The following is an 18965-nucleotide window of genomic DNA, read 5'->3' as shown; positions in this document are numbered from 1 at the left end:
CCTAAAGGCCGCGTTTCAAAACCACTATTCCAATATGTCCTTTGTAAAGGCGGCCCCCAATTTTCCCAAGGGTTTAAAACACGCGCGAGGTGGACGCCGGGGGGGCGGCGCTCTAGGCTCCGGCGTCAGGAACGAATCCGCCAGAGCACACATGACCGACACGCCCAGCCCCGCCTATCAGGTTCTCGCCCGCAAATACCGCCCGGAAACCTTTGCCGACCTGGTCGGGCAGGATGCGATGGTGCGCACGCTGAAAAACGCGTTTCAAGCGGACCGGATCGCGCAGGCCTTTGTGATGACCGGCATTCGCGGCACCGGCAAAACCACCACCGCGCGGATCATCGCCAAGGGCATGAACTGCATCGGAACGGATGGCGAGGGCGGCCCGACGACCGAGCCGTGCGGCCAGTGCGAGCATTGCGTCGCGATCATGGAGGGCCGCCATGTCGACGTGATGGAGATGGACGCCGCCAGCCGCACCGGCGTGAACGACATTCGCGAGATCATCGATTCCGTGCGCTACCGCGCGGCCTCGGCTCGCTACAAGATCTACATCATCGACGAGGTTCACATGCTCTCGACCAGCGCCTTCAACGCGCTGCTCAAGACGCTCGAGGAACCGCCCGAGCATGTGAAGTTCATCTTTGCCACCACCGAGATCCGCAAAGTACCGGTGACGGTTCTGTCTCGGTGCCAGCGGTTTGACCTGCGCCGGATCGAGCCGGAAGAGATGATTGCACTGATGCGCAAGATCGCCACCGCCGAAGGTGCCGAGATTGCCGATGACGCGCTGGCGCTGATCACGCGGGCGGCGGAGGGTTCGGCGCGGGATGCGACCTCGCTCTTGGATCAATCGATCTCGCACGGGGCAGGCGAAACCACCGCAGAGCAGGTGCGCGCGATGTTGGGGCTTGCCGACCGCGGTCGGGTGCTGGACCTGATGGATATGATCCTGCGCGGCGATGCGGCGGGGGCGCTGACGGAACTGAGCGCGCAATATGCCGAAGGGGCCGACCCGCTCGCGGTGCTGCGTGATTTGGCCGAGATCACCCATTGGGTCTCGGTGGTCAAGATTACACCGGACGCTGCCGAAGACCCGACCGTGTCGCCGGACGAACGCAGCCGTGGCGCGCAGATGGCCGAGGCCCTGCCGATGCGGGTGCTGACCCGGATGTGGCAGATGTTATTGAAAGCGCTGGAGGAGGTGACTGCCGCCCCCAATGCGATGATGGCCGCCGAAATGGCCATCATCCGTCTGACCCACGTGGCCGACCTGCCCACGCCAGAGGAGCTGGTGCGCAAGCTGCAGGACACACCTCCGCCACCGCTGTCGGGCGGTCCGGGGGGCGGGCGCGCGGTGCAGCCTGCCAGCGCACCAATGGCACAGGCCGCCCCGGTCTCTGCAGCGCCTCTTGCTGGCACGGGCAATGCGCCCATGGCGATGTTGGCGCAGGATATGGAACAGGCGCTGGCGCGCTACCCGAGTTTCGAGCATGTTGTCGAACTGATCCGCGCCCATCGCGACGTGAAACTGCTGGTCGAGGTGGAAACCGGCGTGCGGCTGGTATCCTACCAGCCCGGTCGCATTGAATTCACGCCAACGGAGCAGGCCCCCACCGATCTGGCGCAGCGGCTGGGCTCGCGGCTGCAAAGCTGGACCGGCAACCGCTGGGCCGTTTCGGTGGTCTCGGATGGCATAGAGCCGACCATCGCCGAAATTCGTGACGCCGCAGACCTGGCCCTGAAGCAGGAGGCCGAAGCGCATCCGATGGTGCAGGCGGTGCTGGCGCAGTTCCCCAAGGCCCGGATCACCAATATCGAAACCCCCGAACAACGCGCGGCCAAGGTCGAGACCGAAGCGCTGCCCGAGGTCGAGGATGAATGGGACCCGTTTGAAGACGGGTAAGCGACGCCCTTGTGATGCGCCGGTGTGGTGCGTATCTAGGCGACAAATACAGTTAACGGAGGCACTCGATGCTCAAAGGACTCGGCGGGCTTGGCGATATGGCCAAGATGATGAAATCGGCGCAGGAATTGCAGACCAAGATGACCCAGATGCAGGAAGACCTGCATGACATCATGGTGGTCGGCGAATCCGGGGCCGGGCTGGTCAAGGCCACAGCCTCGGCCAAAGGTGAGCTGAAGGCCCTCGATATTGATCCGTCGATCTTCAATGGCGACGACAAGGAAGTGGTCGAGGATCTGATCCTGGCCGCCATCAAGGACGCGCAATCCAAGGCCTCTGACCGGGCTCAGGCCGAGATGGGCAAGCTGACCGAGGGTATGGGCCTGCCTGCGGATATGAAATTCCCGTTCTGACCCGCTCGTGAGCTCAACCCGCGACATCGACAACCTGATCGAGCTGATGGCCAAGCTGCCCGGGCTTGGCCCCCGTTCGGCCCGGCGCGCGGTGTTGCATTTGATTCGCAAACGGGCATTGTTGCTGACCCCACTTGCGGACCAGATCAGCGTGGTGGCAGAAACTGCGCGCGAATGTCTGAATTGCGGCAATGTCGGCACGGCCGATATCTGCGACATCTGCGAGAGCGAGAAGCGTGCGACCGGCGAGCTGTGCGTGGTCGAGGATGTGGCCGACCTCTGGGCGATGGAACGCGCGGGCGTGTTCAAGGGCCGCTACCACGTACTGGGCGGGACATTGTCGGCATTGGACGGGATCGGCCCGGACGATCTGCGCATTCCGCGGCTCAGAGACCGGGTGGCAAGCGAAGGGATCGCCGAGGTGATCCTGGCGCTGAACGCCACGGTCGACGGTCAGACCACGGCGCACTATATCGCCGAACAGCTAGAGGGGCAGGTGCGCCTGACCTCGCTGGCGCAAGGCGTGCCTATCGGGGGCGAGCTGGATTATCTCGACGACGGGACGATCACCGCAGCCTTGCGGGCGCGGAAGGAATTGTAAGACCCGCCCCACGAGTGCAGCGCATTAACACCGCTTAATGCAATCGAGACATCTTTCGAAGATTTGACCCCCACATCCCTTTCAACTGCAAAACGCCGCTCCGGTGGCCTAAGCAAGAAAGGGGAATGTCATGACCCAGCCCAAAGGGATCGAAGGGGACAAACTCAAGGCGCTGTATGAGCGCGCCTGGAGTGATGAGGAATTTGCTGCGCGTCTGAACAGCGACGCGAAATCTGCGGTCGCGGAGTATCTCGGCGACCTGCCCGAAGATCTCTCGCTCAAAGTCGTGCGGGATAGTGATCGTGTGAAATACCTGCATATTCCGGCGGCACCGACCGATGGGGAAATCTCTGAGATGGATTTGCTGCAGGTTCAAGGCGGAACCACCCCGGCTTGCGTAAGCGCGTCCGTGGTGTTCAGCGTCGTCACTGTCGCCGGGTCCATCACCACGCTGAGTTTTCTGAGTTGAACTGGCCTATTGATTTCAAAGACTGCGCCGACGGCTTTGTCAGGAAAGGGAATGTCATGACCCGATCAGAGGGGAACGAAAAGGACAAACTCAGGGCGCTTTGCGAGCGCGCATGGAACGACGACGAATTCGCCGCGCGCCTGAACAGCGATCCAAATTCGGCGGTTAGGGAGTATCTGGTCGACCTGCCTGAAGATATCTCGCTCAAAGTCGTGCGGGATAGTGATCGGGTGAAATACTTCCATATTCCAGCCGCGCCGACCGAAGGTGAGGTATCGGATATGGATTTGCTGCACGTGCAGGGCGGAACCACCCCGGTTTGTGTGGGCGCGTCGGTCGTAATCACCGCCGTCACGGTCACCGCGTCCTTTACGATGCCAGACTATCCCTGAGTGCGATCCGCGACTTCGAGGGCGGGCATTGCGGTCAACTGACCTCGCGTTCTTGCCACTGGTTGCGCTCCTGCCAGATGAGGCGCAGCGCCTCGGCCTGGCCGGTAAAGTAAGTGTCCAGCGCCTCGCATCCCCAGATGCGGTCACAGCGGAAGTGGCGAAACCCGTCGCGCAACTCGCACCACGCGGCGAGCATGGTGCAATCGAGGTGATAGATCAGGGCGACGGGGCGGATGACGCGCTCTGTCTCGCGGTCTTCGGCGTCGCGATAGGTCAGACGCAGCTTGCGTTCGTCCCGGATGGCGGCCCGCAGGTCGGCCTTTGACACGCAGCCAAGTGCCGGATCATCGGGCGGTGCGCCCCAGGGTGCGACCTGCAGCCACTCGGCAGGGTCATGTAATGCGTCAATCTTCTGGCAGATGCGCTGGGCGGCTTGTTGCAATGCGCTGTCGCCGGTGCGGGCCAGCATCGACAGGCCCACGCGCAGCGCCTCGACCTCTTCCTCGTCGAAATTCAGCGGCGGCAGATCATAGCCGCGTCGCATCACATACCCCAGACCGGGCGCGCCCTCGATCGGGGTACGCATCGCCTGCAAGGCGGCGATATCGCGGTAGATCGTGCGCTCGGACACTTCCAGACGCGCACCAAGGCTCTCTGCCGTCATGGGCTTTTCCGAGGCCCGCAGGATTTGGATCAGTTCGAACAACCGTGTCGAGCGGCGCATATCGACTCCTCATGCTCCTGACAGGTTAGCACATGATCCTGACAACGGGGTGGCAGGAGCGATGTGGTGTTCTGGGTTCAGTGTTCAAGAATGGAGCAGAGCCATGAGTAGTTATGACCATCAGATCATGATGCAGTTGAAACTGGGGCGTTGGAGCGACCAGAGACCCCTGCGCAGCTATGAGCTGGAGCGCGAGTGGCTGGAGCGCAAGAAGGGCAGCGACTACAAGATCGCCAAGCCGCCGCGCAAGCGGTTGCCCTTCTGGCGGCGGTTCGGGCGTCAAAGGCCCGATCTGGCCGCCTCGTAAGCCAGCAGCGCGCGCTTGACCGGCAGGCCCCAGTGATAGCCGCCCAGACCGCCGGACTTGCGCAAAGCGCGGTGGCAGGGGATCAGCCAACTGATCGGGTTGCGGCCCACCGCCGTGCCCACCGCCCGCACCGCGCGCGGCTGGCCGATGGCCTCGGCGATCTCGGAATAGGTCGTGACATGGCCCGAGGGGATGCGCAGCAGCGCCTCCCACACCTTGATTTGCAAAGGTGAGCCGATCAGGTAGAGCGGTGTGGGGTCGAGTTTCTCGCTTTCGGCCCCAAAGGCGCTGAGCACCCAGGGGCGCAGCCGCATCGGGTCTTCGATGAACTCTGCCTGCGGCCAGCGCGAGATCAGGTCTTCCATCGCCGCCTCTTCGCCGGTTTCGGCGGCGAAACCGATGCCGCAGATTCCCTTGTCGGTGCCCATCACCAGAGCGGGGCCAAACGGGCTTTCGAACCAACCCCAATAGATCACCAGCCCGTCGCCTTTGCGGGCATATTCGCCCGGACTCATGGATTCCCAACGCATGAAGAGGTCGTGTAATCGGCCCCCGCCGGACAACCCGACGCTATGGGCGGCATCCAGTGTGGTGAACCGGTCATGCAGCAATGCCTTGGCATGGCCCAGCGCCAGATATTGCTGGTATTTCTTGGGGGAAACACCGACCCAGCGCGAAAACAGGCGCTGGAAATGCGCCGGGCTCATGTCCATCTCGCGGGCCAGTTCCTCCAGCGACAAGGCCTGTCCGCTCTGATCGATCACATCGATCGCGCGCCGCATGACGCCGTAATGATAGCCCTCTTCTCCGGTTCGAATATTCATGACACACCTCACGTCTTGCTGGTCCCAGACTACCCGCTAGCCGGTGCGTTACGCGACCCGGAACTTGCGCTTTTCGATCTATTGTCGCGTGGCAAAGAACCGGTAGAGCGCCGCACGATGCGCCGAGCGGGTCGTGACCTCGGACACCAGGAAATCGCGGACCTCGGACAGAACGGAATGGACGTTTTCGGTGATGATATCGCCATGGGCCATCAAAATCCTGTCAAACTCCCAGGTATTGATGTGGTCAAGGCTGCGTTTTGCGGCCTCGGCATCTGTCGTATACATCCGAAACTCGGGCGAGGGCAGGGGGTGGCCAAAGATATGAAACGTCTTGGCCAACTGCCGCGCGGCACCTGATTTTACCGTTTCGTCGGCAAGGTTTTCGACAAGATCGGCGACGATAAGGGTGCGGCTTGCGATGTGCAGGAACACCGCCTCTGAAAAGAAGATATTGCCCCGCGTCAGAGCCTGTTTCAGCACCGGCGCCCAATCGGGGTGCGGATCATCATCCAATACACCGGCAAAGGTGAGTTCCGGGCAGCGTTCGGGCAGACCGGGCGCAGCCCAGATCTGCGACTCGGGATAGGCTTCGGCAAAGCTTGCCAGACCCTGATTGTGGATCTTGTTGGGTGCGGCGACATGGCGAACGGGCCCCAGCGCATCAAGCTCGTGGCGCAAATCGTCCGTCAGGATCAGCGGAGAGATCACCAGCAACCCGCCATTGGGCAGTTCCACCACGCTCATCCGTGTCTGGATACCGCAGCCATAAAATGTCACATCCGCCTCGCCATAATGCAGGCCATCCCCCATCGACACCAGCATGCGCGCGCCCTCCCTATCGCGAAATTGCCACTCCCATGGTCGCGGCTTTACGCCAAATCGCAAGTCCGGCTTGCCCGACCCGGGGACAACGGGCATATGCACCCCTATGACGCGCCAACTCGATTATCATACGATCCGTGAGATTTTCACCCGGTTTCAGGACGCGGACCCGGAACCCAAGGGTGAGCTTGAGCATGTGAATGTCTATACGCTGGTTGTCGCCGTGGCGCTGTCGGCGCAGGCGACCGATGCCGGGGTGAACAAAGCCACGCGCGCTTTGTTTCAGATCGCCGATACCCCGCAGAAGATGCTGGATCTGGGCGAAGAGGGGCTGATTGAACATATCAAGACCATCGGGCTCTATCGCAACAAAGCCAAGAACGTCATCAAGATGAGCCGGATACTTGTCGAAGAGTATGGCGGAGAGGTCCCGAATTCGCGCGCGGCGCTGCAATCCCTGCCGGGCGTAGGGCGCAAGACCGCCAATGTGGTGCTGAACATGTGGTGGCGCCAGCCCGCGCAAGCGGTCGACACCCATATCTTTCGCGTCGGCAACCGCACCGGCATCTGCCCCGGCAAGGATGTGGACGCGGTCGAACGCGCCATCGAAGACAATATTCCGGCCGATTTCCAGCTTCATGCCCATCACTGGCTGATCCTGCATGGCCGCTATCACTGCAAGGCGCGCAAGCCGCTTTGCGGGACCTGTATCATTCGTGACCTGTGTGAATTCGAGGACAAAAACCTATGAAAACCTATCAGATCGTCGGGATCGGCAATGCCGTGGTGGACGTGATCAGCCAATCCGACGACAGCTTTCTCGACCTGATGGGGATCGAAAAGGGCATCATGCAATTGGTCGAGCGCGAGCGCGGCGAGGTGCTCTATGCCGGGATGGAGAGCCGGGTGCAAACGCCGGGTGGCTCGGTTGCCAATACGATTGCAGGTGCTGGCGCGCTGGGACTTGAAGCGGCGTTCATAGGGCGCGTGCACGATGATGCGTTGGGCCGGTTTTATGCCGAGGCGATGCAGAATGATGGCGTCGACTTCGTGAACCCGCCAGTGCCGGGGGGCGAGCTGCCCACCTCCCGCTCGATGATCTTTGTCTCACCCGATGGTGAACGGTCGATGAACACCTATCTGGGGATTTCCTCGGAACTGAGTTCGCAGGATGTGTCCAAGGATATCGCGGGCAAAGCCAGTATCATGTTCCTCGAAGGGTATCTTTTCGACAAGGACAAGGGCAAAACCGCGTTTCTTGAGGCCGCGCGGGACTGCCACGAGGGCGGCGGCAAGACCGGTATCGCAATTTCAGACCCGTTCTGTGTTGAACGCCACCGCGCCGATTTCCTGTCGCTGATTGAGAACGAACTGGACTTCGTGATTGGTAACGAGGCCGAGATCTGTTCGCTCTTTGAAACCGACGATACCGAAGAGGCGCTGAAACGCACCGCCGCGATCTGCCCGCTTGTGGTCTGCACCCGCTCCGGCGACGGCGTGACAGTGGTAAACGGGTCAGAGCGGGTCGATGTTCCGGTCGAGAAAATCGTGCCGGTGGATGCCACCGGGGCCGGTGACCAGTTTGCCGCTGGCTTCCTTTACGGTCTGGCCACGTCGCGCGATCTTGAGACCTGCGCCAGAATGGGCAATGTTTGCGCCCGCGAAGTCATCAGCCATATCGGCCCGCGCCCCGAGGTCAGCGTTCTCGACTTGCTGCGCGCCGAAGGGCTGGTCTAGGAGTCCGGCACGTTCCGGCGTTCATTCAGCGCCCAATCGTATTTGTAGGCTCGAACACGGGGGTTTTCGCGCAGTCGGGCCTGCAACTCCGGCGCAGCGGCTTGTGATATCTGGGCGATTACCGCGCGTTCATTGGGGCCGAAATCCTCGCGGAACCAGATATAAATCTTGGACAGGATAAGGCGCCCGTTGTCGTCGAACCGCACGCCGCGCGGATCGTTCACATAGGCCCGTTCGGCAGCGGCCAGATCACGCTCCAGCGTGTCGGCCTGCCAAGCGCGGTCCATCAGATTCGGACAGCCAACCGCCGCGCAGTTCAAGGCGTGGTGGATGCGCGGTTCCTTATAGGTGGGCCGGATGATGCGATGCTCGATATCGTTCAGGGTCAGGGTTCGACCAGAGACAACAACCAGCGGCCGGTCCCACGGCCCGAAAGACAGGGCACCATCGGTGATATCGCGGATCGAGTCGACCGGGTAGTTTTCCAGAATCACATCGACCGTCAGCGCGTTATAGAGGTTGATCCAGTAGGCCAATTGCTGATCGCGGGTCAGGCGGGAGGGCTCGACGCCCTGCAATTGGGCGATATAGCCATCAAGACGGGCGCGGTCGCGATCCGTCACCTGCGCATAGGCCACCCGGTTCACACCGCGCTCATCTGCGGCGACATAGGTTTGCAGGAAGCTGTTCCAAGCGCCGTGATTGACACGCTGACCCGGTGGCGCCGCAGCAGGGGTCCAAGTCTGAGCCGCCAGAGGTTCGGGCGCGGGCAGCGCCACCCGTTCGATACTTGCACACGCCGCCAGCAGCGGCAGCAGCAACAGGATCAGCAGTTTTCTCATCTCGGCTTGGCCTCGTCTCTCTTGCGTCTGGCCCGGAGTTGACCTTTGAGCCGTTTCATCGGGGCACTGGCGGGGTCTTGCAGCTTTGGCAGGTCGGCCGCACCAGACAGATCGCGCACGGCGGAGTTCCACCATCTTGTGCCTTTTGGGGTGTCGATCTGATCAGGTGTGGCCAGATGCATGTCGCGCTGGGCATTGTGGACACACATCGACAGCGGGCCGTTTGCCGTCGCCACCATAAAAACGCACGAGGCGCAGCGGTCCTGCTCCAGTGCATCTGCACCCATGAAGTTGTGAACAAAGACGGCCTGCCGCCTTACCCGACCACGGGCGCGCCATAGCCCGGCTCCCAGCCGCGCGAGCCGACCGGCCAGATAGATCGCGGCCCGCAGCGCCAGCATCGGCTTGGTTCGGATCGTGCGGAATATGCTGACACGCGTATCCAAATGCCCGTCATCCGAGCGATCCGCCCGCTCCAGCTGCGCGATCACGTCTCGCACAAGGTCGTCATTGGACAGCAGCGAGATGGCTCGCCCCCCTGCACGCAGAACACTGGCATAGCGATTGCACTTGGAGTGACCGACCGCCGCTGCATCAAAGTGCAGCTCAGTTTCATAGCCCTCTTCGACGGCGCGCATGACGCTTTCTTGGGTGATGGCGTTGGGGCGGGACCGCAGCACGCCGCGTCCCGTTTCCGCCTGCAACTGAAACGAAACAAACGCCACCTCGGGCTGGTCGCGCAGAAATCGGGCGAGGTCAGGGATCTGCGCGATGTTATCGCCGAACACGGTGGTGTTGAACAGGATACGCAGCCCCAGCCCGCGCGCGGCCTCGATATAGCTTAGCCGCACGACGTTCAGTGCGACCTCATCCGCATAACCCGCCCTCTCTTGCGTCATATCGACATGAAAGGCCACGTCATCTAGCCCTGCTGCCGCCAGCCGCGCCAGAAAACCCCGCCGCGCCCGGATGCCGTTGGTCATCAGGCAGGACCGCATGCCCAGTCGCCGGACCTCGCGGCAGAGTGCCTCAAGATCCTCGAGTTTGCGAAGAGTCGGGTCGCCGCCGGAGAGCTGCACCGACACGCCGGGGCCATAATGGCTGTGGATCGTGGCGAGGCGCGCGAACAGGACCGAGAGCGGTGGATCATAGGTCATCTCGGCCCGGTCCGAGAGGTAGCAGAGCGTGCAATCCAGATTGCAGCGCTGCGTGACCTCAAGCGCGACGCAGGCAATCGGATAGAAACGCCCGGCCGTCTGCGATGCGCCGTATTCGCCGCAATTCTGCAACCCTTCTCGCAGGGGCGCACGGCGATCCTGGCCTGCAAACCTGCGCCCGGCAGGAGTAATCCGGGTCCAATCGACAATCTCGGGTGCGACAACATCTTTCATTCCGCCAGAGCTAGGCGGATGGATGCACGACCGCTACGGGACTCACGGCAAGTTGTCGAATGCTCAGTTTCTGGTGAGGTTCAGGTGATCGGCAAAGGCGGCAAGCACACGCTCATAGACGTCCCGTTTGAAAGGCACGATTTCTTCGATCAATCGCGATGGGTCCTGCCATTTCCAGTGGTTGAATTCGGGGTGCTCGGTCTGGATGTTGATCTGTTCGTCGCGCCCCTGAAACCGGATCAGGAACCATTTCTGTTCCTGCCCGCGATAGCGCCCTTTCCAGATCTTGGGGACGATGTCATGGGGCAAATCATAAGGCAGCCAGCCCTCGCTCTCGGCGATGATCTCGACCAGATCGGCAGTCACGCCGGTTTCTTCCCAGAGCTCGCGCAGGGCCGCATCACGCGGATCCTCGCCCTTGTCCACGCCACCCTGTGGCATCTGCCAGGCCTCGGTGTAACGGTCGTTGCGCTGACCGACAAAGACTTTGCCCTCGCCATTGATCAGCATCAGCCCGACGCAGGGGCGATAGGGCAGCTTTCCAATCTCGTCTGGTGTCATGGGGACCTCTGGGTGATCTTGCAGGGTCTTTAGCAATGTGGGGCGGGATCGGAAAGCAACTTACGCCCGGTTTGCAAGGGTGGCGGCAGAACCGGATGCAAAGCGCGCTTTGGTTGCGCCTAACCCCGGTCACCATCATGCAGGTCCCGACTGTCTGTCGGGGCCTGATCCCTGTCTTCCATGCCATAATCGCGCATCACATGCGCCACGCGCAGCCGGTAGCCTGCAAATATCCCGGCGCGCCCCTTGCTCTGTGCCGCGCGATGCTGCGTCAAGGCGCGCCAGTTCGCCACCGCCTCCTCGTCTTCCCAGAACGACAGCGACAGCAGCTTGTCGGGGCTGGTCAGACTGCGAAACCGTTCGACCGAGATGAAGCCCGGTACCTGATCCAGCAACGGGCGCAGGTCGGTGGCCACATCCATATAAGTGTCGAATTGCCCCTCGGCGGGTTCCACTTCGAAAATGACGGCGATCATCTGCTGGCTCCATGCGGGGTCGAGGCCAGTTTCAGCCAGGTGCGGTCCTCTCGCAACAGGAAGTTTTCGCGCTGTGCGAAGGCATAGTTTTCCTGCCCCAGCGGGTCCGCTGCCAGCCGTTCGCGATAGTCTTCATAGGCGGCAAGGCTGGGGATGTTGTAGATGCCATAGGCCAGCGAGGTTGATCCCTCATGCGGGGCGAAATAGCCGATCAGGTCGGCCCCGCAGCGCGGAATGGCCTGACCCCAGTTGCGGGCGTATTCTTCGAATTGTGCTTTCTTGGTGGGGTCTATTCTGTAGCGGATGATGCAGGTCAGCATGGCGGCCTCCGTGGATTGCGATGGGCCTGGTTTAGCAGCTTTCTTTTCATCCATGCTTCGGTTATCATCGAAATATGAAAGACGGACCTGATATCGCCCGCATTGCTGCGCTGATCGGAGATCCGGCGCGCGCCAACATGCTGGGTGCGCTGATGTCCGGCAAGGCGCTGACCGCAACCGAACTGGCGCATGAGGCCGGGATCACCCCGCAAACCGCCAGCAGCCACTTGCGAAAACTGCTGGAGGGCGGGCTGGTGCGCCTGCGAGGGCAGGGACGGCATCGCTATTATGCACTGTCGGGTCATGATGTGGCCGAGACGCTGGAAAGCCTGATGGGGCTGGCCGCGGGACGGGGGCACCTGCGCACTCGAACCGGACCGCGCGATGCGGCGCTGCGCAAGGCGCGGGTCTGCTACAACCATCTGGCCGGAGAACGCGGGGTTGCCCTCTACCGGTCGATGATTGGGGGAAAGCTGCTGGTTGAAACGGATGAGGATGTGAGCCTCACGCCAAAGGGCGAGCGGTTCGCCGCGGAGTTCGGCATCGATCTGACGGCGCTGCGCTCAAAACGCGCGCCGCTTTGCCGTCCTTGCCTGGATTGGAGCGCGCGCGAGCATCACCTTGCCGGGTCTTTCGGTCGCGCGATGCTGACCCGGATGGAGGCGTTGGGCTGGCTCACCCGCCAACCCGACAGCCGGGTCATCCGCTTCACCGAGCAGGGCGAAGCGGCGTTTGGGGCCCGGTTTCCAACCTGAGCCGCTTTATTCCACGGTGATGGTAATCACCTCGGACATGACCGGCGTTGCGTGTGGAACATGCCCGTGATCGCCCATCACCAATTGCAGCGTATGCGCTCCCGGCGCGAGATCCAGCGTCACCTCGGTCTGTCCGCTGCCGAAATGCATGTGGTTGTCATCTGCTGGCAACCCATAGGCCAGCTCGTCAGCGCCATCCTCGCCTTCACCCAGTGGCGGGCGGTCAATCAGCAGGTGGTGATGGCCGGTATTCTCGGCTTCGGTTCCTGCCGGCGCCACGCCCATGCCGCTGAGGCCAAAGACCACGGTGACCGGCGAACTGACGGTGTCACCATCGGCAATATTGACGAAATAGACCTTGGCATCCGCAGGTGCAGGTGTCTCACCACCCGCCAGTGCAGGCAGGGCGAAGAGGCTGGCGGCCAGCGCGATCGCGGTTACTCTCATGTTATCCTCCCGTGTTTCAGTCTTAATTCGGATAGTTAGATCATGGCAGCACAGGGTCGAGCGGAACAGGTTTCTTTCGCTCTGCGAGGCAATTCTGGAGGCCGGAAACCACTGTTTCCCTGTTTCCTTGTCGCAAACGATCCCTGACAAAACCGCGATATTATCCCATCCGTGCCCCGATCTCGCCCAGATTCAGCGTCATTGCTGATCGAGAGAAGGAATAAGCCGAGGGAACGGGAATGGATCGACTGACCGAAATGGAGGCCTTTGCCAACGTCGTGGATCAAGGCGGGTTCACGGATGCGGCCAAAAAGATGGGCATCTCGAAATCGGCCGTGTCCAAGCACGTCTCAAGCCTTGAGGCTCGTCTTGGCGCAAGGCTGCTGAACCGCACCACGCGCCGGGTGTCTCCGACCGAGATCGGGCTGGCCTATTATGACCGCGCGCGCCGGGTTCTGAACGATGCGGGTGAAGCGGATGCGTTGGTGACCTCGATGCAATCGGCGCCCTCGGGGCTGCTGCGGGTCAGTGTGGCAACCGATTTCGGGGTCAATCACCTGTCGCCGGTCCTGTCCGAATTCCTGTCAGATTTCCCCGATATCTCGGTCAACATGGTGCTCAACAATCGCTATGTGGAGCTGATCTCGGAAGGGTTCGACATGGCGCTGCGCATTGGCGAGCTGGATGACAGCACGCTGCGCGCCCGCAAGTTGACCGAAACCACCAAACGCATGGTCGCCTCGCCCTCCTATTTCCAGGAATATGGCCGCCCGCAAAAGATCGACGATCTGAACGAGCACAAGCTGTTGCATTATTCCAGCCAGTCCAGCGGCAATGTCTGGCGTCTGACCGCGCCGTCCGGCGAAAAACGCCAGGTGCGCACAAGCGGCTGGTTGAGTGTCAATGACGGCCAGTCCCTGCTGAACGCGGCGATCACCGGTCTGGGGATCGCGCATCTGCCTAGCTATCTTTATGCCGATGCCATGAAACAGGGCCTTGTCGAGGATGCGATGCCATCGCTGCCGGACGAGGTGCAAGGCATCTATGCGGTCTATCCGCCGGGCCGGTTCACCCAGCCCAAAGTGCGTGCTTTCATTGATTTTCTGGTCCATGCCTTTGCCGATAAAGGCCCCATGGACTGGTGAGTTTCACCGCCTCCCTCGGTGACTTTTCCTGCCCGCGCCCCGGCGCGGGCCTTTTTCGCGCGATCACCTCAGACGCACGGATCAGGGCTGTAGCAGGATCACTTCCACCCGTCGATTGGCCTCACGCCCTTCTGGTGTAAGGTTCGTAGTCCGGGGCGAAAGATAGCCCATTCCCTCGGCATCAATACGGTCCGACGCGATCCCGTAGCGGGTCAGCAACCGGTCGCGCACCGCCTCGGCCCGACGTTTGCTGAGGGAAATATTGGTATCTAGCTGGCCAACCGTATCGGTATGTCCCACAATGGCGACCCGCATGCTCGGCGCACGCTCCATCGCACCGGCCAATGCCTCCAGTGAGGCATAAGTGCCATCGCTCAGACTGTTGGCCCCGGTGGCAAATTCCAGATCCGGCAAAACCGCATGACCGGTCTGGTCGAGTTCGGATAGCAGATCGACGGGCGGGGGTGCTTCCGTTTCCGGGGTGGCTGGTTTGGTATCGGGCGCAATGTCGGGTGTCCCGGCAGGCGTCACCTCAATGACCTGCACAAAGGCGTCGGATTGGGTGCGGCTGACCAGAACGCTGATCGCGTCGCCCTCGCGCATGGCGGACAGAAATCTGAAATCGTCCAGCGTCACATACATGTCGGGCGCAGGAATCACCTCGGTCGCGAAGCGGAAGTCGAACCCGCCACAGGCCCGGGCTACGCAGTCGAGCGCGATCTCATAGCCCGCCTCGGTCAATTGCGCGCGGATCGGGTCCAGCACTTGCAGCGTAGAGCCGGTATAACCGTTCAGCCGCCAGGCGCGCCGGTCGACCCGACCCTCGAACGCCTTGACCGGCAGCACTCCATCCGAGACAACGCCCACCGGAAGGTCGTAGCTGTCCAGCAGATCGATGCGTTCGGTCACCTGGCGGGCCTGATCCGGCAGAACCGGCTCCAGTGCCTGCGCAGCGCTTGCGGCGAACAGGGCAATTAGGGTCGTGCGAACGATCATCTGTGCTGCGCGTGATAGTCTTCGTTCGGGCGCATGCCGGTGGCGCTGGCCACCCGGTTCGACATGTTGAAGAAACCGGTCACATTGATGATGTCCCAGATATCGCGGTCGGAAAAGCCAACGTCGCGCAGCGCCTGCCGGTCGGCCTCGCGGGTCTCGGAGCTGGACTTGGTGACCTTTTCGGCAAAATCCAGCATCGCGCGCTGGCGCGGCTCCAACGGGGCCACGCGGTGGTTCATCACCAGCATTTCACCCAATTGCGGGTCGCCCGACATTTGCCGCACCGCTGCGCCATGGGCCACAAGGCAATAGAAGCACTTATTGATCGAGGACACGACCACCGCGATCATCTCGCGCTCCAGCTTGCTGAGCCCGCTTTCTGCCAGCATCAAATCGTTATACAGCGCGGTAAAGGCGTTGAGCTTGTCGATATCAAAGGCGTGCGCCTTCAGGACATTCGGGACCATCCCCAGTTTTTCCTGACAGATGTCGAAGTATTTCTGCGTCTCTTCGGGCAGCGGGTCCATCATGGGCAGGTTCAGCGCGGTGGGGGATCTGGCATCGGTCAAGCGGACTCTCCTGTTTGGTCCAGAACGCGGTAGTGATAGCTGCCTGCGATCTGCATCCCAAGCGCGTGGTAGAGCGCATTGGCCCCGGTATTTGCCTTGGTGCAGATCACGCTAAGGGTTTCGGCACCATTGTCCAACGCCCAGAATGCTGCCGCGCGCATGGCCCATTTGCCCAGCCCGTTGCGCTGATGTTCGGGCAGGATTTCCAACGCATGTACCATCGCTGTTTTGTCATGAATTGCGGCGAATCCGGTACCGGCAGGCTTGTCATTGCGGCGGATCAGAAGCCCGGTCTTGGGGCCGGATGCGCGCTGCATGACCGCCCAGCGTGCTGGGCCGATCCCGGCGCGGGCCCAGATTTCGTTCATTACCGCCAGCGGTTCCCACACGGCAAAGACGGTGACCCGAGGCACCGGCGTGTCAGTTAGCATGGCTACGGGGCAGATGTAGATGTTGACCGGATCAAGGATGCGATAGCCGCGCGCGTCCAACTGGGCGTCGAGCGCTGTGTCACCCGACCGGATCATGAAGAGGCATTTCTGCCCCATCCTGCGCATGCGCTCCTCAGCCGAGGCGATCTCTCCGGTGGTGGCCTCAGCTTGCGCCGTGGTCGCCGAGACCCGGCTGCCACCGCCCTGTCCCTCGCGCAGCAGAAACGCGCCATCCTGGATGTAGCGGGCCGCAGGCCAGGTGCCGTCAACGATCGCGGGCCAGTCCGTGCTCACAGGGCAAGCTCTTCGGCAAGGCGGGTGACGGCGGCGTCGATGCGCACGCCGTTGGTGCCGCGCACCACGACGTTTGCGCCGAACACGCCATTCAGCTGGAACGGATAACAGCCGACCGTTAGATCGTCGAAATCCGAGGCCAGTTGCGACAGGGTATCGGCGATCTCACCTTCGCCCCGGTTCACCCGCAGGCTTTGCGACAAGAGCGGTTCACCACCGGTCAGGGTGGGCAGCACCGAGGCGACCATGGCCTGAAAGATGGTCGGAATGCCCGCCATCACATGAACATTGCCCAAGGTGAAGCCCGGCGCGGTCGAGACCGGGTTTTCGATCAGGCTTGCCCCGTCGGGAATGCGCGCCATCCGCAAGCGGGCGGCATTCAACTCCAGCCCGGTTCGCTCGTAATGCGCCTCAAGCAGGGCGCGGGCGTCGTCGCGGATATCGATTTGGGCACCAAAGGCGCGGGCGATGCATTCGGCGGTGATATCGTCATGGGTTGGCCCGATGCCGCCGCTGGTGAAGACATGATCATGAGTCTCGGACAGGGTCCTGGCCGCGGATTCGATGGCGTCAGCCTCGTCGCTGACAACCCGCACCTCTTTCAGATCGATACCGTGCTTGGTCAGTTCACCGGCCAGATGGTGCATGTTGGCGTCGCGCGTGCGACCTGACAGGATCTCGTCTCCTATCACGAGCATGGCGGCGGTAGGATTGGTCATGGCATCCCTCACTTGAATGGCGCCCACCGCATCTATAGGCCTGCAATCATGCGCTTTCAAACCCCTCTTGTGCCCGCAACCCTGATCAGACGCTACAAACGGTTTCTTGCCGACTGCCAATTGCAGGACGGGCAGGAGGTGACAGCCCATTGTGCCAATCCCGGTTCGATGATGGGGCTGGCCGATCCAGGCACAAAGATCTGGTTGGAACCGAACGACGATCCGAAGAAAAAGCTCAAATATGGCTGGCGGCTGGTCGATCATGGGGGCGGACATTTCACCGGTGTCGATACCTCCGTTCCCAACAAGGCGCTGAGGGCTGCTTTGCAAGCCGGAGAGATTGCGGAATTGGCCGCTTACAAAACCGTCCGCCCCGAGGTCAAATACGGGCAAAACAGCCGCATCGACTTTCTGCTGACCCAGCCCGGCCTGTCCGATGCGTATGTCGAGGTCAAAAGTGTCACGCTCTCGCGCCAACCCGGTCTCGCCGAGTTTCCCGATAGCGTAACGGCGCGGGGCACCAAGCACCTGCAGGAACTGGCCGCCATGGCCAAGATCGGGCATCGCGCGATCATGCTCTATCTGGTTCAGCGCACCGATTGCGAGCGATTTGCACTCGCGGCGGATATCGATCCGGCCTATGCGGCGGCGTTTGAGCAGGCGCAAAAAGCGGGTGTCGAGATTCTGATACGTAAAACCCGTATAACGCCTGCGGAAATCACCGTTGGGCGCGCGCTCTGAGCTCAAAACGCGCGCCCTCTGGTTCTTTCTGCGCAAGACGATTAAATAGGGGCCAAAGATGGAACTTAGGAGTGGTCTTTTGAAAAAGGACCTTCGCGGCCGCCTGACCAAGGATGGCATACGCATATACGAACAGGGCGATTTCGCCGGAATGCACGCCGCGGGCGCATTGGCCGCGCGTATCCTTGACGATGTTGCTGCCCATGTCTTTCCTGGCCAGACCACTGGCGAGATCGACCGCCTGATCACCGCCATGGTAGACGAGGCTGGCGCAACCTCGGCCACGATCGGCTATAAGGGCTATCAGCATGCCAGCTGTATTAGCGTCAACCATGTGGTCTGCCATGGCATTCCCGGAGACAAGAAGCTCAAGGATGGCGACATCCTGAATGTTGACGTGACCGTCATCGTCGATGGCTGGTACGGGGATACTTCGCGCATGTATGTGGCGGGCAAGCTACCCCGCAAGGCCGAGCGGCTGATCCAGGTGACCCATGACGCGCTGTTCAAAGGCATCGAGATGGTGAAGCCCGGCAACACCTTCGGTGATATCGGCCATGCCATTCAGGCCTATGTCGAATCCCACCGGATGAGCGTTGTGCGCGATTTCTGCGGGCATGGGCTGGGCCGGGTGTTTCATGCGCCGCCCAATGTTCTGCATTACGGGCGTCCGGGCACCGGCGCGGTTCTGGAAGAGGGCATGTTCTTTACCATCGAGCCGATGGTCAATCTGGGGCGGCCCGAGACCAAGACGCTTTCTGATGACTGGACGGCGGTGACTCGCGACAAATCCCTGTCGGCGCAGTTTGAGCACTCGGTGGGCGTGACGGCGGATGGGGTCGATATCTTTACCCTATCGCCCGGTGACAGGTTTCACCCGACTTATTCGTCCTGATCCTTCTCTGCTTGTGCGCGCAGAAGGCTCAGCAGCATGGTTTCCCCGCCCCATGGGGTGACCGCGTCATGTATGAAGATCGACCCGTGGCGCGGTTCAGGTTTTTTGCCAGCCGCGTCTTTCGCTTTTGATGCTATCGGCGCGATGCGCCCGGTCCAGACGGTATCCATGGGCAGCACAGTAGC

At 61.6% G+C, this 18965-nt stretch carries 26 protein-coding genes; 12 read left to right on the top strand and 14 right to left on the bottom strand.

Annotated elements, in window-relative coordinates; genetic code table 11:
- Positions 1 to 151: 151 nt before the first annotated feature.
- From Q5Y75_RS14105 to Q5Y75_RS14085, 5 genes are all read left to right on the top strand, one after another.
- The gene (locus tag Q5Y75_RS14105) at positions 152 to 1906 is read left to right on the top strand and encodes a DNA polymerase III subunit gamma/tau (RefSeq protein WP_371933264.1); all 1755 of its coding nucleotides are present in this window, start codon (positions 152 to 154) and stop codon (positions 1904 to 1906) included.
- A 68-nt stretch (positions 1907 to 1974) separates the two neighbouring features.
- Complete coding sequence (locus tag Q5Y75_RS14100; protein WP_306198436.1) at positions 1975 to 2319, top strand: YbaB/EbfC family nucleoid-associated protein; 345 nt, start codon at positions 1975 to 1977, stop codon at positions 2317 to 2319.
- Positions 2320 to 2326: 7 nt separating this feature from the next.
- Positions 2327 to 2920, top strand: a complete 594-nt coding sequence (recR, locus tag Q5Y75_RS14095; protein WP_306198434.1) for a recombination mediator RecR — start codon at positions 2327 to 2329, stop codon at positions 2918 to 2920.
- A gap of 130 nt (positions 2921 to 3050) precedes the next feature.
- The gene (locus tag Q5Y75_RS14090) at positions 3051 to 3389 is read left to right on the top strand and encodes a hypothetical protein (RefSeq protein ID WP_306198432.1); all 339 of its coding nucleotides are present in this window, start codon (positions 3051 to 3053) and stop codon (positions 3387 to 3389) included.
- A 56-nt stretch (positions 3390 to 3445) separates the two neighbouring features.
- Entirely contained in the window at positions 3446 to 3781 is a 336-nt protein-coding gene (locus Q5Y75_RS14085; protein WP_306198430.1) for a hypothetical protein, read from the top strand.
- 34 nt (positions 3782 to 3815) lie between these two features.
- Here the strand turns inward: Q5Y75_RS14085 and Q5Y75_RS14080 are convergent, their stop codons facing one another.
- Positions 3816 to 4505: a helix-turn-helix transcriptional regulator gene (locus Q5Y75_RS14080; RefSeq protein WP_306198428.1), complete on the bottom strand. Its 690-nt coding sequence runs from the start codon at positions 4503 to 4505 to the stop codon at positions 3816 to 3818.
- A gap of 103 nt (positions 4506 to 4608) precedes the next feature.
- Between Q5Y75_RS14080 and Q5Y75_RS14075 the strand changes: the two genes are divergently transcribed.
- Positions 4609 to 4812 (top strand): hypothetical protein, encoded by a 204-nt coding sequence (locus Q5Y75_RS14075; protein ID WP_306198426.1) that lies wholly within the window; start codon positions 4609 to 4611, stop codon positions 4810 to 4812.
- On the opposite strand, the gene Q5Y75_RS14070 is transcribed toward Q5Y75_RS14075, so the two are convergent.
- Positions 4785 to 5636, bottom strand: a complete 852-nt coding sequence (locus tag Q5Y75_RS14070) for a methylated-DNA--[protein]-cysteine S-methyltransferase (RefSeq protein WP_306198424.1) — start codon at positions 5634 to 5636, stop codon at positions 4785 to 4787. The genes Q5Y75_RS14075 and Q5Y75_RS14070 overlap by 28 nt on opposite strands.
- Before the next feature lie 78 nt (positions 5637 to 5714).
- Positions 5715 to 6461 (bottom strand): DUF4336 domain-containing protein, encoded by a 747-nt coding sequence (locus Q5Y75_RS14065; RefSeq protein WP_306198422.1) that lies wholly within the window; start codon positions 6459 to 6461, stop codon positions 5715 to 5717.
- A gap of 106 nt (positions 6462 to 6567) precedes the next feature.
- On the opposite strand from Q5Y75_RS14065, the gene nth reads away from it, so the two are divergent.
- Positions 6568 to 7212, top strand: coding sequence for an endonuclease III (gene nth, locus Q5Y75_RS14060; protein ID WP_306198419.1), 645 nt, complete (start codon positions 6568 to 6570; stop codon positions 7210 to 7212).
- A complete protein-coding gene (locus Q5Y75_RS14055; protein ID WP_306198416.1) occupies positions 7209 to 8198 on the top strand; it encodes an adenosine kinase in 990 nt (329 codons plus the stop codon). Before nth ends, Q5Y75_RS14055 begins: the two co-directional genes overlap by 4 nt.
- Here the strand turns inward: Q5Y75_RS14055 and Q5Y75_RS14050 are convergent.
- From Q5Y75_RS14050 to Q5Y75_RS14030, 5 genes are all read right to left on the bottom strand, one after another.
- The gene (locus Q5Y75_RS14050) at positions 8195 to 9040 is read right to left on the bottom strand and encodes a DUF547 domain-containing protein (RefSeq protein ID WP_306198414.1); all 846 of its coding nucleotides are present in this window, start codon (positions 9038 to 9040) and stop codon (positions 8195 to 8197) included. The genes Q5Y75_RS14055 and Q5Y75_RS14050 overlap by 4 nt on opposite strands.
- Positions 9037 to 10431, bottom strand: coding sequence for a radical SAM protein (locus Q5Y75_RS14045; protein WP_306198412.1), 1395 nt, complete (start codon positions 10429 to 10431; stop codon positions 9037 to 9039). The genes Q5Y75_RS14050 and Q5Y75_RS14045 overlap by 4 nt, the downstream gene beginning before the upstream one ends.
- Before the next feature lie 63 nt (positions 10432 to 10494).
- Positions 10495 to 10992, bottom strand: coding sequence for an RNA pyrophosphohydrolase (locus Q5Y75_RS14040; protein ID WP_306198410.1), 498 nt, complete (start codon positions 10990 to 10992; stop codon positions 10495 to 10497).
- A 119-nt stretch (positions 10993 to 11111) separates the two neighbouring features.
- On the bottom strand, positions 11112 to 11468 hold the full coding sequence (locus Q5Y75_RS14035) for an antibiotic biosynthesis monooxygenase family protein (RefSeq protein WP_306198408.1): 357 nt from the start codon (positions 11466 to 11468) through the stop codon (positions 11112 to 11114).
- Positions 11465 to 11788, bottom strand: coding sequence for an NIPSNAP family protein (locus Q5Y75_RS14030; RefSeq protein WP_306198405.1), 324 nt, complete (start codon positions 11786 to 11788; stop codon positions 11465 to 11467). Before Q5Y75_RS14030 ends, Q5Y75_RS14035 begins: the two co-directional genes overlap by 4 nt.
- Before the next feature lie 74 nt (positions 11789 to 11862).
- Between Q5Y75_RS14030 and Q5Y75_RS14025 the strand changes: the two genes are divergently transcribed.
- Complete coding sequence (locus tag Q5Y75_RS14025; protein ID WP_306198403.1) at positions 11863 to 12543, top strand: ArsR/SmtB family transcription factor; 681 nt, start codon at positions 11863 to 11865, stop codon at positions 12541 to 12543.
- Between the two features lie 6 nt (positions 12544 to 12549).
- Here the strand turns inward: Q5Y75_RS14025 and Q5Y75_RS14020 are convergent, their stop codons facing one another.
- Positions 12550 to 12990, bottom strand: a complete 441-nt coding sequence (locus tag Q5Y75_RS14020) for a DUF4399 domain-containing protein (RefSeq protein ID WP_306198400.1) — start codon at positions 12988 to 12990, stop codon at positions 12550 to 12552.
- A gap of 239 nt (positions 12991 to 13229) precedes the next feature.
- Between Q5Y75_RS14020 and Q5Y75_RS14015 the strand changes: the two genes are divergently transcribed.
- Positions 13230 to 14135 (top strand): LysR family transcriptional regulator, encoded by a 906-nt coding sequence (locus tag Q5Y75_RS14015; RefSeq protein WP_306198398.1) that lies wholly within the window; start codon positions 13230 to 13232, stop codon positions 14133 to 14135.
- An 81-nt stretch (positions 14136 to 14216) separates the two neighbouring features.
- Here Q5Y75_RS14015 and Q5Y75_RS14010 read toward each other — a convergent pair whose 3' ends face one another.
- The 4 genes from Q5Y75_RS14010 to Q5Y75_RS13995 are packed head-to-tail and all read right to left on the bottom strand — an operon-like array spanning position 14217 to position 17144.
- The gene (locus Q5Y75_RS14010; protein ID WP_306198396.1) at positions 14217 to 15131 is read right to left on the bottom strand and encodes an OmpA family protein; all 915 of its coding nucleotides are present in this window, start codon (positions 15129 to 15131) and stop codon (positions 14217 to 14219) included.
- Entirely contained in the window at positions 15128 to 15700 is a 573-nt protein-coding gene (locus Q5Y75_RS14005) for a peroxidase-related enzyme (RefSeq protein WP_306198394.1), read from the bottom strand. The genes Q5Y75_RS14010 and Q5Y75_RS14005 overlap by 4 nt, the downstream gene beginning before the upstream one ends.
- Entirely contained in the window at positions 15697 to 16425 is a 729-nt protein-coding gene (locus Q5Y75_RS14000) for a GNAT family N-acetyltransferase (RefSeq protein WP_306198391.1), read from the bottom strand. Before Q5Y75_RS14000 ends, Q5Y75_RS14005 begins: the two co-directional genes overlap by 4 nt.
- A complete protein-coding gene (locus tag Q5Y75_RS13995) occupies positions 16422 to 17144 on the bottom strand; it encodes a competence/damage-inducible protein A (RefSeq protein ID WP_306198389.1) in 723 nt (240 codons plus the stop codon). The genes Q5Y75_RS14000 and Q5Y75_RS13995 overlap by 4 nt, the downstream gene beginning before the upstream one ends.
- Before the next feature lie 48 nt (positions 17145 to 17192).
- On the opposite strand from Q5Y75_RS13995, the gene sfsA reads away from it, so the two are divergent.
- A complete protein-coding gene (sfsA, locus tag Q5Y75_RS13990; RefSeq protein ID WP_306198386.1) occupies positions 17193 to 17885 on the top strand; it encodes a DNA/RNA nuclease SfsA in 693 nt (230 codons plus the stop codon).
- A 79-nt stretch (positions 17886 to 17964) separates the two neighbouring features.
- Positions 17965 to 18780 carry a type I methionyl aminopeptidase gene (gene map / locus Q5Y75_RS13985; RefSeq protein WP_371933263.1) on the top strand — a complete coding sequence of 272 codons (816 nt, stop codon included), beginning with the start codon at positions 17965 to 17967 and terminating at the stop codon, positions 18778 to 18780.
- Here map and Q5Y75_RS13980 read toward each other — a convergent pair.
- Positions 18768 to 18950, bottom strand: a complete 183-nt coding sequence (locus Q5Y75_RS13980; protein ID WP_306198380.1) for a hypothetical protein — start codon at positions 18948 to 18950, stop codon at positions 18768 to 18770. The two genes, map and Q5Y75_RS13980, sit on opposite strands and share 13 nt — an antisense overlap.
- Positions 18951 to 18965: the final 15 nt, after the last annotated feature.

It is taken from the genome of Ruegeria discodermiae, assembly GCF_030758345.1.
In the GTDB taxonomy this organism is placed as follows: domain Bacteria; phylum Pseudomonadota; class Alphaproteobacteria; order Rhodobacterales; family Rhodobacteraceae; genus Ruegeria_C.
The sequence above is the reverse complement of the archived record's forward strand: the minus strand, read 5'-3'. Positions and strand labels throughout refer to the sequence as shown.

What these genes read in the sequence shown, in the direction of transcription:
- Q5Y75_RS14105 (WP_371933264.1), top strand. Translation starts at nt 152, where the DNA reads ATGACCGACACGCCCAGCCCCGCCTATCAGGTTCTCGCCCGCAAATAC.
- Q5Y75_RS14100 (WP_306198436.1), top strand. Translation starts at nt 1,975, where the DNA reads ATGCTCAAAGGACTCGGCGGGCTTGGCGATATGGCCAAGATGATGAAA.
- Q5Y75_RS14090 (WP_306198432.1), top strand. Translation starts at nt 3,051, where the DNA reads ATGACCCAGCCCAAAGGGATCGAAGGGGACAAACTCAAGGCGCTGTAT.
- Q5Y75_RS14085 (WP_306198430.1), top strand. Translation starts at nt 3,446, where the DNA reads ATGACCCGATCAGAGGGGAACGAAAAGGACAAACTCAGGGCGCTTTGC.
- Q5Y75_RS14080 (WP_306198428.1), bottom strand. Translation starts at nt 4,505, where the DNA reads ATGCGCCGCTCGACACGGTTGTTCGAACTGATCCAAATCCTGCGGGCC.
- Q5Y75_RS14075 (WP_306198426.1), top strand. Translation starts at nt 4,609, where the DNA reads ATGAGTAGTTATGACCATCAGATCATGATGCAGTTGAAACTGGGGCGT.
- Q5Y75_RS14070 (WP_306198424.1), bottom strand. Translation starts at nt 5,636, where the DNA reads ATGAATATTCGAACCGGAGAAGAGGGCTATCATTACGGCGTCATGCGG.
- Q5Y75_RS14065 (WP_306198422.1), bottom strand. Translation starts at nt 6,461, where the DNA reads ATGCTGGTGTCGATGGGGGATGGCCTGCATTATGGCGAGGCGGATGTG.
- nth (WP_306198419.1), top strand. Translation starts at nt 6,568, where the DNA reads ATGACGCGCCAACTCGATTATCATACGATCCGTGAGATTTTCACCCGG.
- Q5Y75_RS14055 (WP_306198416.1), top strand. Translation starts at nt 7,209, where the DNA reads ATGAAAACCTATCAGATCGTCGGGATCGGCAATGCCGTGGTGGACGTG.
- Q5Y75_RS14050 (WP_306198414.1), bottom strand. Translation starts at nt 9,040, where the DNA reads ATGAGAAAACTGCTGATCCTGTTGCTGCTGCCGCTGCTGGCGGCGTGT.
- Q5Y75_RS14045 (WP_306198412.1), bottom strand. Translation starts at nt 10,431, where the DNA reads ATGAAAGATGTTGTCGCACCCGAGATTGTCGATTGGACCCGGATTACT.
- Q5Y75_RS14040 (WP_306198410.1), bottom strand. Translation starts at nt 10,992, where the DNA reads ATGACACCAGACGAGATTGGAAAGCTGCCCTATCGCCCCTGCGTCGGG.
- Q5Y75_RS14035 (WP_306198408.1), bottom strand. Translation starts at nt 11,468, where the DNA reads ATGATCGCCGTCATTTTCGAAGTGGAACCCGCCGAGGGGCAATTCGAC.
- Q5Y75_RS14030 (WP_306198405.1), bottom strand. Translation starts at nt 11,788, where the DNA reads ATGCTGACCTGCATCATCCGCTACAGAATAGACCCCACCAAGAAAGCA.
- Q5Y75_RS14025 (WP_306198403.1), top strand. Translation starts at nt 11,863, where the DNA reads ATGAAAGACGGACCTGATATCGCCCGCATTGCTGCGCTGATCGGAGAT.
- Q5Y75_RS14020 (WP_306198400.1), bottom strand. Translation starts at nt 12,990, where the DNA reads ATGAGAGTAACCGCGATCGCGCTGGCCGCCAGCCTCTTCGCCCTGCCT.
- Q5Y75_RS14015 (WP_306198398.1), top strand. Translation starts at nt 13,230, where the DNA reads ATGGATCGACTGACCGAAATGGAGGCCTTTGCCAACGTCGTGGATCAA.
- Q5Y75_RS14010 (WP_306198396.1), bottom strand. Translation starts at nt 15,131, where the DNA reads ATGATCGTTCGCACGACCCTAATTGCCCTGTTCGCCGCAAGCGCTGCG.
- Q5Y75_RS13995 (WP_306198389.1), bottom strand. Translation starts at nt 17,144, where the DNA reads ATGACCAATCCTACCGCCGCCATGCTCGTGATAGGAGACGAGATCCTG.
- sfsA (WP_306198386.1), top strand. Translation starts at nt 17,193, where the DNA reads ATGCGCTTTCAAACCCCTCTTGTGCCCGCAACCCTGATCAGACGCTAC.
- Q5Y75_RS13980 (WP_306198380.1), bottom strand. Translation starts at nt 18,950, where the DNA reads ATGGATACCGTCTGGACCGGGCGCATCGCGCCGATAGCATCAAAAGCG.